The 15391-nt window shown below is 32.0% G+C and carries 13 protein-coding genes and 3 pseudogenes; 8 read left to right on the forward strand and 8 right to left on the reverse strand.

Features of this window, described 5'->3' with window-relative positions; all coding sequences use genetic code 11:
- Window positions 1-327: 327 nt before the first annotated feature.
- From Q4528_RS11200 to Q4528_RS11210, 3 genes are read right to left on the reverse strand one after another with little or no spacing between them, the layout of a single operon-like run.
- Window positions 328-1332: an NADP-dependent oxidoreductase gene (locus Q4528_RS11200; RefSeq protein ID WP_303521587.1), complete on the reverse strand. Its 1005-nt coding sequence runs from the start codon at window positions 1330-1332 to the stop codon at window positions 328-330.
- 3 nt (window positions 1333-1335) lie between these two features.
- Window positions 1336-2001 carry an SDR family oxidoreductase gene (locus tag Q4528_RS11205; RefSeq protein WP_154874843.1) on the reverse strand — a complete coding sequence of 222 codons (666 nt, stop codon included), beginning with the start codon at window positions 1999-2001 and terminating at the stop codon, window positions 1336-1338.
- Window positions 2002-2022: 21 nt separating this feature from the next.
- Window positions 2023-2706, reverse strand: coding sequence for a type 1 glutamine amidotransferase domain-containing protein (locus tag Q4528_RS11210; protein ID WP_119622432.1), 684 nt, complete (start codon window positions 2704-2706; stop codon window positions 2023-2025).
- 77 nt (window positions 2707-2783) lie between these two features.
- On the opposite strand from Q4528_RS11210, the gene Q4528_RS11215 reads away from it, so the two are divergent.
- The gene (locus Q4528_RS11215; RefSeq protein WP_303521596.1) at window positions 2784-3119 is read left to right on the forward strand and encodes a MerR family transcriptional regulator; all 336 of its coding nucleotides are present in this window, start codon (window positions 2784-2786) and stop codon (window positions 3117-3119) included.
- 230 nt (window positions 3120-3349) lie between these two features.
- Here the strand turns inward: Q4528_RS11215 and Q4528_RS11220 are convergent.
- A pseudogene (locus tag Q4528_RS11220) lies at window positions 3350-4630 on the reverse strand (alpha-amylase family glycosyl hydrolase); the annotation flags it as partial.
- Window positions 4631-4724: 94 nt separating this feature from the next.
- Here Q4528_RS11220 and Q4528_RS11225 point away from each other — a divergent pair.
- The 3 genes from Q4528_RS11225 to arsC are packed head-to-tail and all read left to right on the forward strand — an operon-like array spanning window position 4725 to window position 6743.
- The gene (locus Q4528_RS11225; RefSeq protein WP_017636296.1) at window positions 4725-5042 is read left to right on the forward strand and encodes an ArsR/SmtB family transcription factor; all 318 of its coding nucleotides are present in this window, start codon (window positions 4725-4727) and stop codon (window positions 5040-5042) included.
- Window positions 5039-6331: an arsenite efflux transporter membrane subunit ArsB gene (gene arsB / locus Q4528_RS11230; RefSeq protein ID WP_191962470.1), complete on the forward strand. Its 1293-nt coding sequence runs from the start codon at window positions 5039-5041 to the stop codon at window positions 6329-6331. Before Q4528_RS11225 ends, arsB begins: the two co-directional genes overlap by 4 nt.
- A 16-nt stretch (window positions 6332-6347) precedes the next feature.
- Complete coding sequence (arsC, locus tag Q4528_RS11235) at window positions 6348-6743, forward strand: arsenate reductase (thioredoxin) (RefSeq protein WP_303521658.1); 396 nt, start codon at window positions 6348-6350, stop codon at window positions 6741-6743.
- Window positions 6744-6804: 61 nt separating this feature from the next.
- Here the strand turns inward: arsC and Q4528_RS11240 are convergent, their stop codons facing one another.
- Together Q4528_RS11240 and cstR are read right to left on the reverse strand one after the other, a co-directional pair.
- Complete coding sequence (locus tag Q4528_RS11240; RefSeq protein ID WP_154874852.1) at window positions 6805-7563, reverse strand: sulfite exporter TauE/SafE family protein; 759 nt, start codon at window positions 7561-7563, stop codon at window positions 6805-6807.
- Complete coding sequence (gene cstR / locus Q4528_RS11245) at window positions 7560-7820, reverse strand: persulfide-sensing transcriptional repressor CstR (RefSeq protein WP_000456194.1); 261 nt, start codon at window positions 7818-7820, stop codon at window positions 7560-7562. The genes Q4528_RS11240 and cstR overlap by 4 nt, the downstream gene beginning before the upstream one ends.
- A 138-nt stretch (window positions 7821-7958) precedes the next feature.
- Here cstR and Q4528_RS11250 point away from each other — a divergent pair, with 138 nt between their 5' ends.
- Window positions 7959-9026: a DsrE/DsrF/DrsH-like family protein gene (locus Q4528_RS11250; RefSeq protein ID WP_154874854.1), complete on the forward strand. Its 1068-nt coding sequence runs from the start codon at window positions 7959-7961 to the stop codon at window positions 9024-9026.
- An 18-nt stretch (window positions 9027-9044) separates the two neighbouring features.
- A complete protein-coding gene (gene cstB, locus Q4528_RS11255; RefSeq protein WP_154874856.1) occupies window positions 9045-10373 on the forward strand; it encodes a persulfide dioxygenase-sulfurtransferase CstB in 1329 nt (442 codons plus the stop codon).
- Window positions 10374-10638: 265 nt separating this feature from the next.
- Here the strand turns inward: cstB and Q4528_RS11260 are convergent.
- Window positions 10639-10965: pseudogene (locus Q4528_RS11260) on the reverse strand (HAD family hydrolase); the annotation flags it as partial.
- 217 nt (window positions 10966-11182) lie between these two features.
- Window positions 11183-12199 carry a hemolysin family protein gene (locus Q4528_RS11265; RefSeq protein WP_154874858.1) on the reverse strand — a complete coding sequence of 339 codons (1017 nt, stop codon included), beginning with the start codon at window positions 12197-12199 and terminating at the stop codon, window positions 11183-11185.
- A gap of 173 nt (window positions 12200-12372) precedes the next feature.
- Here Q4528_RS11265 and Q4528_RS11270 point away from each other — a divergent pair.
- Together Q4528_RS11270 and putP are read left to right on the forward strand one after the other, a co-directional pair.
- Window positions 12373-12609, forward strand: a pseudogene (locus Q4528_RS11270) (cassette chromosome recombinase CcrB); the annotation flags it as partial.
- Window positions 12610-13297: 688 nt separating this feature from the next.
- Window positions 13298-14836, forward strand: coding sequence for a sodium/proline symporter PutP (gene putP / locus Q4528_RS11275; protein ID WP_154874860.1), 1539 nt, complete (start codon window positions 13298-13300; stop codon window positions 14834-14836).
- Window positions 14837-15391: the final 555 nt, after the last annotated feature.

Below are 15391 nucleotides of genomic sequence, written 5' to 3' on the forward strand. Positions count from 1 at the left end.
AAATAAAGAAGCCAGTAAATGAATTTGTTAAAACTCATTTACTGGCTATTTCTCTAGGGTTTATGTCCCAGACTCTTTATAAATATGAATGCTTATTATCTAATTTTCCATTTACCCAGAATATAATATTGAAAACATTTATTGATTCACTAACGTCTCTCTATTTTATTCTTATAAACAGTTTGTTAGGTAAATTATAACACTAGTTAGTGAAGGATTGTAAAATAGAATAAATAATAATGATTAAGAAGATAAGATATTTAAATACTCTTAATTGGTGATAATATATACAACTCATTTATAACAATTGGTGTTGCAATTTTTGCACTATTCTTCTTTGATTTTGACAACTTGTTTACCGAAATTATCACCTGTAAATAACTTTCTGAATGCAGAAGGTAAATTGTCAAAACCTTCATCTATCGTCACTTCAAATTTAATTTTACCTTCAGACACCCATTGTGCGAGTTGTTCGCTTGCTTCTTTAAAATGATCAGCGAATTGTGCTACTACAAAACCTTGCATTAATGCTTGATTTTTAATCAATGTTCCTTGGATACGTGGTCCAATATCGTCTTTTTCATTATTATATGCTGAAATTGCACCACATACCGGAACGCGTGCAAATCGATTTAAGTGTTTAAACACTTCATCAGAAATTGCGCCGCCTACATTTTCAAAATACACATCAATACCATCTGGTACAGCCGCTTCGAGTTGCTGCGTGAAATCATCTTGTTTATAATCAATGGCCGCATCAAATCCTAATTCATCTGTTAAATATGCTGTTTTCTGCTTACCACCAGCAATACCGACAACTTTTGCGCCTTTAATCTTAGCAATTTGTCCTACGACAGAGCCTACCGCACCGGATGCAGCTGACACGACAACCGTCTCGCCAGATTTTGGTTGACCAATTTGAAGCAATCCTGTATAGGCCGTCATTCCCGGCATGCCTAAAACACTCAAATATAAATGTAATGGTACATCTTTTGATGGCACAGGGGTCACATCGTCTCCATTCACTGTATTTATCTTTTTCCATGGTAATATGCCTGTGACATAATCGCCAACAGATAGACGTTCATCGTTTGATTGTGTGACTTTTCCAACAATATGACCTTGTAATGGCTCATTCACTTGGAAAGGTTGAACATAACTTTTTGTATCATTCATTCTGCCTCTCATGTAAGGATCTACAGATACATAAATGGATTCTACTTGAACCTCACCTGCATGTGGTTCTCGAGTTTCTATTGTTTCAAATCTAAATACATCGTCTTGAGGGATACCTTGGGGTCGTTTTGCAAGTACAATTTGTTGATTATTCATTTATTATTCCTCCAGATATTTATTCGTTGCGTCTGATAATGACAAATTACCATTGATGATTTGGAATTCGTGACCTTGTAATGCTTCATCAGTTAATACAGAAACAAGCACTTCTGCTACATCTTCTCTTGTAATAGACGGATTTTGTACATTTTCAAATTGCTTACTCATATTGAATTGTTGCGTTTCATGTTCGTTTGTTAAAGCGCCTGGATGCACGATAGTATATTTTAAATTTGCATGTCTTAAGTAGTCATCCGCATAATGTTTTGCAATGGTATATGGTTTCAAGTCGCCTGACGCATCAAAAGCTTCTCGACATGAGTCGTACGTTGATACCATAACAAAGTGTTGACGACCGACGTGTTCACTTGCTTTAATTGCTTTCACTGCACCGTCTAAATCTACTATGATTGTTTGATCGTCACCTGTGCTCCCACCAGAACCGACGGAAAAAAGGATTTGATCATACGGTTTAAATAATTCTGTTAATTCATCAATCGATTGTTTTGCAACATCAATGTAAGTTGCATCAATACCATCTGCTTTTAAAACTTCAACTTGTTCTTCTTTTCTAATACCGGCAGTAAAATCAACATCTCGTGCTTTCAGTTTACGTATAAGATGTTGACCGACGCCACCATTAGCGCCAATAATTAATGATTTCATGTGTATCGCTCCTTTATGAAATTATTGATTAGCTAAGATTTTTAAAGCATGTTCAGCAACAGCATGTCCTGATTGAGGATTTTGACCAGTCACAATGCGACCATCTACGACTGCGAAATTGCTCCAGTCATCCTCTTTTTTAAAATGTGCACCGTTACTAATGAATTCGTCTTCTAATAAATATGGCATGTATTCAGTTGTACCATTTGCTTGTTCTTCACTATTTGTAAAACCAGTCACGTCTTTATGATGAACGAGGTAATCCCCATTTTCTTTAATGTCGAGTAGACCCGCCGCACCATGACATACAGAAGAGAGAACGCCTTGGTTATTGTAAATACTTAACGCAATGTCGTTAAGTTCTTTGTTATTTCTAAAATCCCAAATCGCACCATGTCCACCTGCAAAGTAAATAGCTTGATAGTTGCTAGGATTAACCTCTTTTGGAGATAATGTTTGTCCAAATTTATTCATATAATTATGATCTGTGTAGTATTCCCAGTCCTCAGCTCCCATCATTTCAGGGCTAAGACTGATAGGATCAAGAGGCACATATCCACCGTTCGGACTTACGAAATCAACATCATAACCTGCGTCATAGAAATCTTTCGCAAAATGCGTAACCTCTGAGAACCACGCACCCGTAGGTCTGTCTAAATTATCGTATTTCGCAATGTTTGTTACAACAATTAAAGCTTTTTTCATTGTATTTCCTCCTCATTCATGTTTATATAGAGTACAATATCAGTTAAACCTTGATTTAAGAGAAAGGATATGCTTACATGAAACAATATTACATTGAATATGTCTCAGATTATTGCAATATACCTAAAAGCAAACTACGTTATTACGAGAAAAAGAATATATTGAAACACATCCATAGAGACAGCAATAACAAGCGTTTATACACAGACGACGATATCGAAATGATTAAATTTATCCAGTGTCTAAGGAATTTAAATATGCCATTAAAAGAAATTCAAAAAAACACTGACATGCTCTATCAAAATAAAATAGACATACAAAGTATACTTGGAGCACACTTTGAATTCTTGAATAAACAAAGAAATATGATAAGTGAACACATTTCTCTAATTGAAAAAAAATTGAAAATATAGAATGCTTAGAGCTATCAATTGTATGATTTTCTTGATATAAAGATTAATTTAAGAATAAAAATATGATTATTCACATAGTATAGGAGACTTTATTAATACTCAATTTAAAAGTCAGACAAAAAAGGTAAATAATATATAATTTAAAAAATCCAAACCCACTCAAATTAAAATTTATATTGTTATGAGTGGGTTTGAATTTTGGATATTTGTCAACTGAATAAATTTATTAACTAAATCATAGCAACAAATGCTTCATAGGGTTTTATATTATCTGTATTAATTTCAGTATCATAGTTATGCAATTTTAAATCGCCCTTGTTTAATTCAAGATCAGTTTTTAGACTTGCTGTTTGATTTGTTAGATTACCGACAATGACTGCTGTTTTATTACTTAATGTGCGAGTATATGCAAAGATACTGGAATTTTCTGAATCAATTAAGTTGAATTCTCCATACGTAAAGGTGGCATCTGATTTTTTAAGTTGAATTAAATCTTTGTAAAATTGCAATATAGAATGATCATCCGCTTCTTGTTGTTCGACATTAATTGAAACGTAGTTAGGGTTGACTGGGAACCAAGGTTCAACATTAGAGAAACCAGCATAATCTTCATTATTCCATTGCATTGGAGTTCGAGAATTATCTCTGTTTTCCATGCGGTGTTTCTCTAATAATGCATCAGTGTTTCCGCCTTCTTCTTTAACCATAAGGTATTCATTTTTAACAGATACATCGTTAAATTGCTCTATATTTGTAAACGGAAAGTTCGTCATTCCAATTTCTTGTCCTTGATAAATAAATGGTGTGCCTTGTTGTAGAAAGTAAACAACCGCATGACTTGTAGCTGATTCATACCAATATTTATTATCATTTCCCCATGTAGATACACGACGCGGCTGATCATGGTTTTCGATGAATAGTGCATTCCATCCAGTATTTTCAAGTTTTTTTTGCCAACGGTTCAATACCTTTTTATAAGTTTTAACATCGAAATGAGATTGTCCTGTATTCCATAAGCCTAAATGTTCAAATTGGAAAATCATATTAAATTTACCATTTTCTCTTCCAACCCATTCGTCAGCATTATCGGGATTTACTCCATTTGCTTCACCGACAGTCATAATATCATACTTACTTAATGATTCATCTTTGATTTGTTGTAACCAATCTTGAAGACCAGGGCGGTTCATATCAGCATCAAAAGCTGGGGCATATTTTTTACCCGGAGGAACGGGTAAATCTCCCATTTCCCAAGATTTTTTAAGATGCGTAATTGCATCTACACGAAAACCATCAATACCTTTATCGAACCACCAATTCATCATGTCTATAACTGCATTTCGTACTTCAGGGTTTTCCCAATTTAAATCGGGTTGTTTAACACTGAATAAGTGAAAATAATATTGTCCTGTATTTTCATCAAATTCCCAAGTTGAACCATTAAAGATACTTTCCCAGTTATTAGGTTCAGAACCATCATCCTTCGGATCAGCCCAATAGTACCAATCACGTTATAAACAATCTAATGGATTGTTGCAAAAAATCAATGTATATAGATTGTTATCTATATATATGATATTCTATATTAAAGGAGGTAGCAAATTTATGTCTTACAAGGAACTTTCATTACAATTAAAAACTTTATCCAATTCAAGTCGATTAGAAATATTAGATTTATTATCTTGTGGTGAATTATGTGCTTGTGATTTATTAGAGCATTTCCAATTCTCACAACCTACATTAAGTCATCATATGAAAATACTGGTAGACAATGAACTAGTGACTACGCGAAAAGACGGTACTAAACGTATGTATCAACTTAATCAAGAATACTTAGATGCAATCAATAAAGAATTAACTTATATTAGTTCCCCTACTCAACAATGTATGTGTAAAAAAATAAAGACAGGTGAATGTAAATAATGACTATTTTAGCGATTATTATTTTTCTTTTAACCCTCCTTTTTGTAATTTGGCAACCTAAAGGGCTAGATATAGGTATTACAGCATTAATTGGTGCTGTAGTTGCTATAATCACTGGCGTTGTAAGCTTTTCAGACGTACTAGAAGTTACTGGAATTGTTTGGAATGCGACTTTAACTTTTGTTGCAGTTATTCTTATTTCACTCATATTAGATGAAATTGGATTCTTTGAATGGTCTGCCATACATATGGTAAGAGCGTCAAAGGGTAATGGCTTGAAAATGTTTATCTTTATCATGCTCTTAGGTTCAGTTGTAGCAGCCTTCTTCGCAAATGATGGTGCGGCTTTAATACTGACGCCTATTGTTTTAGCAATGGTACGTAGTTTAGGATTTGATAAAAAAACGATATTCCCATTTATTATTGCTAGTGGTTTTATTGCAGATACTACGTCTCTTCCACTAATTGTAAGTAATTTAGTTAATATCGTTTCTGTTGACTACTTCCATATTGGATTTATTGAATATGTAAGCCGCATGATCATTCCCAATCTATTCTCTTTACTTGCAAGTATCGTTGTATTATGGCTATATTTCAGAAAAGTTATTCCTAACCATTTTGAAATTAAAAATCTTAAAGCACCTAATCAAGCCATTAAAGATCCAAAATTATTCAAGTTTTCATGGATTGTTTTATCAATCTTACTCATCGGTTATATAGTTAGTGAATTTATTCAAATTCCAGTATCGTTAATTGCTTGTTTGATTGCGTTTATATTTACTGTATTGGCCTATAAATCGAGAGTAGTAAATACAAAACAAGTTATCAAAGGTGCACCATGGAATATTGTGCTCTTCTCTATAGGTATGTATTTAGTTGTATTTGGTCTGAAAAATGTAGGTATTACTGCACTATTAGCTAATATTCTATCAAGCATATCAAACTATGGATTGTTTAGTAGTGTTATAGGTATGGGCTTTATATCCGCATTCCTTTCAGCCATTATGAATAATATGCCTACCGTATTAATTGATGCAATTGCTATTGGACAATCTGCAACTACCGGTTTAATCAAAGAAGGCATGATTTATGCTAATATCATTGGCGCAGATTTAGGACCTAAAATCACACCTATCGGCTCCTTAGCAACATTACTATGGCTACATGTTTTAACACAAAAAGGAGTAAAAATTTCGTGGGGCACATATTTTAAAACGGGTATTGTTATTACGATTCCTGTTCTGTTTATCACATTAGTTGGTTTGTACGTTACACTTATTATATTTTAAAAAAGAGGTGTCAATGATGACAAAGAAAATAATTTATTTTATATGTACAGGTAATTCATGCCGTAGCCAGATGGCTGAAGGCTGGGGTAAAAAAATCTTAGGTGATGAATGGCAAGTATATTCTGGAGGTATTGAGGCACACGGTGTCAATCCGAAAGCAACCGAAGCTATGAAAGAAGTTGGAATTGATATATCAAATCATACTTCTAATCTAATAGATAAAACTATACTAAACCAATCTGATTTAGTAGTAACTCTATGTAGCGATGCTAATCAAAACTGTCCTGTATTGCCGCTTAATGTAAAGAAGGAACATTGGGAATTTGATGATCCTGCAGGCAAACCTTGGTCAGAATTTCAACGTGTTAGAGATGAAATCAAAACCTCCATTGAATCATTTAAAGCTAGATAAACTTCAAGCGTCTCAATATGGTTGAGACGCTTTTTAATAGATTTTCTATCATATAATGCTCTTAAAAAATCAACTTAATGATTGCAATGACGATTAAAATACTTACAATCACTTTTTGAATAGAATCAGGTATTTTTTGTCCTATTTTCATACCTAGAGGTGTAAATAGTATACTACCTAAAATTAACGGTATTGCACTATTGATAGGAATATAACCCTGTAATAATTTAATCATAAATGCTCCAATAGAAGAGATGAATGCAATTACAATACTATTTGTAACCACCATGTTCATTGGTAATTTAAATATAACAAGTAGTACTGGAATAATAATAAATGCGCCGCCAGCTCCTACAATACCAGATACCAAACCGATGATACCACCTATTGTAATTAAAAGTAGACGATTAAACTTAATACGACTAGTAGATGGTGTAACTTTTATAAACATTAGAATAAGAGCTAGTAATGCAATAATAATATAAACCGTATTAACAAACTGAACATTTATTAAATTCGCTAAGATTGCACCTAGCATACTACCTATTACCATCCCACTTCCCATATTAAGTATAAGCGGTCTAGAAAAATTTTTATTTTTATATGCGTTTAAAGATCCACTCAATGTACTAAAAAACACCTGACTTGAAGTTAATCCTGAAGCAATATAAGCACTATAAGTAGGTAAACCAAATAATGGTGGTAATAATAAGAGAGCAGGGTAAATAACAATGGCTCCCCCTATACCGACTAATCCAGAAATAAATCCTCCTAAGATACCAATAACTAACATTACTATAATGGTGGTTATACTTATCATTTACTTTTTATCAATAATTCAACTGCTTCATTAATTAGTGCCTGAGAATCTTCACTATTTTCTTCAGACATTTTAACGCATTCTACTAAGTTTTCACTAATGATAATACCCATTAAACGTTGAATAGAACTTTTAGAGGCACTTAATTGACTAATGACGTCTTTACAATTTTTTTCTTCCTCCATCATTTTAATGACTCCATTAAGCTGTCCTTGTATGCGATGAATACGATTAATCATCTTTTTATTATATTCCAATATATTTCACTCCATATTAATTTTTAATAATTACATCATATTGATTAAATTTTAGTTTGTCAAATACCTATGCGGGTATTTGACAAACTATCTAATCCATTATAATATACCCCTATAGGTATTTAAAAGGAGGCAATTATGTCACAATATAAAACGAAACACATTAATGATTTCACTAAAAAAGAATTACAAGAATTGGGTTCTAAGGGTCAATTAATTGACGTTCGACAGCCTGAAGAATTTGAATTAGGACACATTAAAAATGCTTTATTACATTCAGTTGAAAATATAGAGACTTTTAAACAAAGCAAAAATAAAACTTACTATATCTATTGTAAAAGTGGTAATAGAAGTAGAAAAGCCAGTCAATTTCTTGCACAACGCGGATACGATGTGGTGAATTTAGACGGAGGTTATACCGCATACGAAGAACAACATCATAATGATAATTTATCTAAAGTAAAAGAAGATAGAGAAATTAAAGATAATCGTAAGACATTCAATTATAGTAATCTACAGTGTCCAGGACCTATTGTTAATATTAGTAAAGAAATCAAAAATATCGCTATTGGTGATCAAATAGAAGTTGTTGTGACTGATCACGGATTTTTAAATGATATTAAAAGTTGGGTCAAACAAACTGGACATACGCTTGTTAGACTCAACGATTTTGGTAATGAAATTCGCGCTATTATTCAAAAAGAAGAAAATAAAAATATAGAAGTGACACACACGAAAAGTGGAACAACAATTGTTTTATTTAGCGGCGAGCTAGATAAAGCAGTTGCAGCAATGATTATTGCTAATGGTGCTAAAGCCGCAGGTAGAGATGTAACCATCTTTTGTACATTTTGGGGCTTAAATGCACTTAAAAAAATTCAAAGTCAACGTATTAAGAAAAAAGGTATTGCAAAACTTTTTGACTTCATACTTCCAAATTCACCAATTAACATGCCTATTTCTAAAATGAATATGTTTGGTTTAGGCAATCTAATGATGCGTTATGTCATGAAAAAGAAAAATGTCGATACTTTACCTTCTCTTATTGATCAAGCAGTTGAGCAAGGTGTTAAACTTATCGCTTGTACAATGAGTATGGATGTGATGGGCATTACAAAAGAAGAACTACGCGATGATGTAGAATACGGTGGCGTAGGTGCATATATTGGATATACAGAACAAGCTAATCACAATTTATTTATATAATTAGAAAGGAATGATATTATGTTTTTTAAACAATTTTATGATAAACATTTATCCCAAGCATCTTATTTAATCGGTTGTCAAAAAACTGGAGAAGCCATGATTATTGATCCTATTCGTGACTTATCTTCATATATTCGAGTTGCTGATGAAGAAGGTTTAACCATTACTCATGCAGCTGAAACACATATACATGCAGATTTTGCTTCAGGAATTAGAGATGTTGCTATAAAGTTAAATGCTAATATCTATGTATCAGGTGAAAGTGATGACATATTAGGTTATAAAAATATGCCTAACCACACTCATTTTGTTCAACATAATGACGATATTTATGTAGGAAATATAAAATTAAAAGTGCTTCATACACCTGGTCACACGCCAGAAAGTATAAGTTTTTTACTTACTGACGAAGGTGCTGGAGCACAAGTTCCAATGGGACTATTCAGTGGTGATTTTATTTTTGTAGGAGATATCGGTAGACCTGATTTACTAGAAAAAGCGGTTAAAGTAGAAGGATCATCTGAAATAGGCGCTAAACAAATGTTTAAATCGATTAAAAGTATTAAAGACTTGCCAGACTACATTCAAATTTGGCCTGGCCATGGCGCTGGTAGTCCTTGTGGTAAATCTTTAGGTGCTATTCCAACATCTACGCTTGGCTATGAAAAACAAACAAACTGGGCTTTTTTTGAAAATAACGAAGCTACCTTTATCGATAAACTCATTTCTGACCAACCTGCACCACCACATCATTTTGCACAAATGAAAAAAATTAATCAATTCGGTATGAATTTATATCAACCTTATACGGTTTATCCAACTACAAGTACAAACAGATTAACTTTTGATCTCCGCAGTAAGGAGGCTTATCATGGTGGACATATTGAAGGTACAATCAATATTCCATATGATAAAAATTTCATCAATCAAATTGGCTGGTATCTAAACTATGATCAAGAAATTAACTTGATTGGAGACTATCACCTTATTTCAAAAGCAACACATACCTTACAACTCATTGGATACGATGATGTTGCTGGATATCAATTACCTCAATCTAAGATTCAAACACGTTCCATTCATAGTGAAGACATTACAGGTAACGAATCACATATATTAGATGTACGTAATGATAATGAATGGAATAATGGCCACTTATCTCAAGCGGTTCATGTACCACACAGCAAACTTTTAGAAACAGATTTACCTTTCAATAAAAACGATGTTATTTATGTACATTGTCAGTCTGGCATTAGAAGTTCGATAGCTATTGGTATTTTAGAACATAAAGGTTATCACAACATTATTAATGTAAATGAAGGTTACAAAAATATACACTTTTCTTAATATTTATACTAATGAAGAAGGACTATAAGTAGTTAGATATAGCTTATAGTCCCTTTTTATATTATTGGATACATATCTATTTAAAAATCATTTATGTATCCTCGCTTTATATCATTTAATAAATATTTTACATAGTGCATACCTTTTTTGTTTATTGATGTGTTCAAAAAACATAACAGCAATTCTTATAAACCTCATATGTTCTGATACGTTCAAAATCCCTTTATGATGAGGTTTATCGTATAAAAGTTAATTACATATTGTTTCATTCACTATGATTATCGTCATTTATAAGTAATATATTCAATGTTTCTATTACGCCATCTCTATCATTATTAATTGAAATTAAATTTGCTTTACTTTTAAGTTCTGGATAAGCGTTGTCCATAGCAACTTTGTATCGTGCATGCTCAAATAAAGGAACATCATTTAAACCATCACCTAATACAATCGTTTGTTCACTACTTATATTTAATAAATTTTGTAAAAAACGAATCGTTTTTCCTTTATCAACGTCTTTAGCTACTGCTTCGATAGCAGCTTGAATATGTTTACGTAAATATTCAATACGATAGTCATCATGAATATGTCCATAACAATGAATCGTCTAGTCTTAAATGATTCGTTTAATCAATGATACTTGTTCGCCAACTACAGTAAAACGACTACTAATTTTCAATCTTCTCATTTCATGTAATCGTTATAGTTACAAATTGAGTCGGATGTCAAAGTTTAAAGTCGGTAAATAAAAAATGCCCTATCATTCAGACTTTCAAATCTCAATGATAGGGTCAGTATAAACAGTTGTATTAATTATATTCATCTTCAATATCGCCAACGATTTCTTCAAGAATATTTTCTAAAGTAATGATACCTTTGAAATCAGCATTATCATAAACTGCAGCAATATGAACTTTTTTCTTTTTCATTATTTCCAAAATGTGCTTCAATGGCGTATTCAGTTTAACGTTGATAATTGGATTAACAAATGTCACTAACTTAGATGGCTGATCCACATTAAATAATGATTTGGAATGGATAAAACCAACAATTTGATCATCTTTAATAGCTGGATATCTTGTAAATGCATCTATTTTAATTTGTTGAATCGCATCATCAAAACGCGTATTTAAATTGAGTGTTTTGACATGTTCTTGATCGATCATAATATCTTTTGCGACTAAATTATCGAATTTAAATGCTTGATTAATATGGTGTAACTCACTGTCATTAATTTCGCCACCTTCATGGCTATCTTGAATTAATTGTTTCAATTCTTCTTCAGAGTGGAATACCTCACTCTCTTTAGCTGGTTTCATGTTGAACATTTTCAAGATTAATCGTGCTGCACCATTTAATAGCCAAATAAATGGATACATTATTTTATAGAAAAAGATGATTGGCTTCGCAAAGAGTAATGTAATATACTCAGCTTTTTGAATCGCAATGGTCTTAGGCGCCATCTCACCTACAACTACATGTAAAAATGTCGCGATAACAAACGCACCACCAATAGTAAATGGATGTATCCATGCTTCAGGAATACCTATACTACTGAATAGTGGGTTTAGAATAAATTCAAATGTGGATTCCCCGACCATACCAATACCTAAAGCGGTAATGGTAATACCTAATTGACAGGCAGCTAAGTATTCGTCAAGATGATCGACAACTTTTTTAGCAGCGATTGCTTTCTTCTCTCCTGCATTAAACAATTGTGCAATTCTTGTTTCTCTGACTTTCACGATAGCAAACTCTGTCGCTACGAAAAATGCCGTTAGGACTAATAATAATATAAAAGTAATCAGACTAAATAGGGTCCCCAAATATGTTCCTCCAAAATAAAAAATATAGACTTACTATTATATGAATTGTATCAACGTTTTTTATATAATCAAAATATTTAAATTTTAAATACTAATATAAATAGTGCTATCTACTAGAACAAGACAAACAAGCTGAATTCCCACATTATAATACTGATATGACTGCTAATGTGTTACAGACAATGTTCAAAGATATTGAAGAATTAGAGAAATAGCAATTGAAATCACTGTATCTAACGATTATCAATCGTATTGATATAAGGATAGATGAATATCATAAAAATTAATTTTACATCATCCTCAAATTGGATAATGCTTTTAATAAACAACTATTTAATAACCATCCACTCGACGAAGTGCTCCTCAGCACTTCTTCTTTATTTTTGCCGCAAACTATATATAACTATTGAATAAACAATGACTATTCTGTTATTCTTTCATTTATTTTATCTAACCAATTTTAGAATTCTCTTTATCAATTTCAATAACACTTATCTAATGAAACAGCCATTGTCGTAATTATTTTCATAACTACACGAAGCTTATATTGAAATTGCTAAAGAACATCCCACGATAATTTTTTACCGGGAAAGGAATGGGATTTGCAAATTCGAAGAAGCAGAAGGATTGTACAAGCACAATCCCAAAATCCCGTTATTCTTTATAAATAAATAATATATATAAGGAAGCAGAGACCCAATCCTATCATCAATACTTATAAATAATGAGTTGATTGTTCGTCAAAATGGGTGGGATTCCGGGATTTCCTTGTTACACCAACGTTTATCACGGGTTTTTATATAGAATTTCCTCATATTGTCAACGGGATTCTTAATAAATGACAAATCAAATATATCGATTTATATGTTACTTAAATATAGTATATTTGTTTTTATTATCGTTATATACAAAATCAATGAATATTATATACTAAAAATTAATATTAAAAATATAGTCACTGCTACATAAATATAGTATTTACAATTAATAAGATTCATTAAATACCAAAAATTTAAATTTATCATTTAAATAACTCTTGTTTGTTGTATAATTATTGTATGTAACTAAAATAAATATATAATAAAGGAGTTATTAATTATGTTTATTCTTGCTACATCATTGTCAAGTCAAGTAAATCCTGATTGGCGAACTTATGTTATGCTTTCAGTTTATTTCTTTATTTTACTTATTATTGGATACTATGGTTATAAACAAGCAACTGGGGATTTGAGTGAATATGTGCTTGGAGGGAGAAATATAGGGCCCTACGTCACAGCATTATCAGCCGGCGCTTCTGATATGAGTGGTTGGATGATTATGGGATTACCTGGAGAAGTTTATACTACAGGTTTATCAGCAGCATGGTTAGCTATTGGATTAACTATCGGAGCTTATGTTAACTACATACTTGTAGCACCAAGACTTCGTGTGTACACTGAAAAAGCGAATGATTCAATCACATTACCTAACTACTTTACACACCGTCTTAATGATAATTCTAATATTATTAAAATTATCTCTGGGGGTATTATTGTCATATTCTTTACACTATATACTCACTCGGGTATGGTTTCAGGTGGTAAATTATTTAATAGTGCTTTTGGTCTAGATTATCATACTGGTCTTATTCTAGTTTCGGTGATTGTCATTGCTTATACATTCTTTGGGGGATATTTAGCAGTATCATTAACTGACTTCTTTCAAGGTGTAGTTATGTTAATTGCTATGATTATGGTGCCAGTTGTCGCAATGATGCAATTAGGTGGCATTGATACATTTTCTCAAGCAGCAGATTTAAAACCAACTAATCTAAATTTATTTAAAGGTACCACTATTGTGGGAATTATTTCTTTCTTTGCTTGGGGATTAGGTTATTTTGGTCAACCGCATATTATAGTGCGATTCATGTCAATCAAATCCGTTAGTCAATTAAAAACTGCCAGAAGATTTGGTATTAGTTGGATGGCTATTAGTTTAATTGGTGCTGTATGTGTAGGATTGATAGGTATTGCTTTTGTTCAAGATAGAGGAGTTAAATTAAATGATCCAGAAACGCTTTTTATTTTAATGGGTCAAATTTTATTCCATCCATTGGTTGGTGGTTTCCTTCTTGCAGCAATTTTAGCAGCTATTATGAGCACAATCTCCTCACAACTACTTGTTACTTCTAGTTCACTTACTGAAGATTTCTATAAATTAATTAGAGGCGAAGAAGCTGCAAAAAAACATAAAAAAGAGTTTTTATTAGTAGGTCGATTATCTGTTCTTATTATAGCAATTATATCTATTATAATCGCATGGACTCCGAATGATACTATACTTAATCTTGTTGGTAATGCATGGGCTGGATTTGGTGCTGCATTTGGTCCACTAGTATTACTATCTCTCTATTGGAAGGGGTTAAGTCGTACAGGAGCTATTTCTGGTATGATATCAGGAGCAGTTGTCGTCATTATTTGGATTGTTTTTGTGAAACCATTGGGAGAATATAATGACTTCTTTAATTTATATGAAATTATTCCTGGATTTTTAACAAGTTTGATTGTGACTTATATCGTAAGTCTTATAACTAAAAAACCAAACAGAGATGTTGGAAAAGAATTAGAAGAAGTTAAAAAACTTATAAAAGAAAAATAACACTTTATCACTTAAAGAGGTAGAACAAGAAATTTTGGTTCTATCTCTTATTTTTGTATTTACAAATTTCATTTTATTGAAGTATATAGTTTTTATCAATTTCAATAACACTTATCTAATATAATAGCAAATTGCATTATCTATCTACTACTACATGATGCTTATATTGAAATTGCTAAAGAACATCCCACGATGATTTTTTACCGGGAAACAAATGGGATTTGCAGATTCGAAGAAGCAGAAGGATTGTGCAAGCACAATCCCAAAATCTCGTTATTTTTTATAAATAAATAATATATATAAGGAAGCAGAGAGATACACTCATCATTAATACGTATAAATAATGAGTTGATTGTTCGTCAAAATAGGCGGGATTCCGGTATTTCCTTGTCATAACAATGTTTTTAGCGGTTTTTTATATGGAATTTTCTCTTATTCTCACCGGGATTCGTAATAAATGACAAATCAAATATATATTATCCCAATGATGTATATCAACTACATCACTATCACACTATCTAGGAGGCAATGATATGAAAACAATCACTCAAGAAC

This window comes from Staphylococcus pasteuri, from assembly GCF_030547725.1.
GTDB classification, from domain to species: Bacteria; Bacillota; Bacilli; order Staphylococcales; family Staphylococcaceae; genus Staphylococcus; species Staphylococcus pasteuri.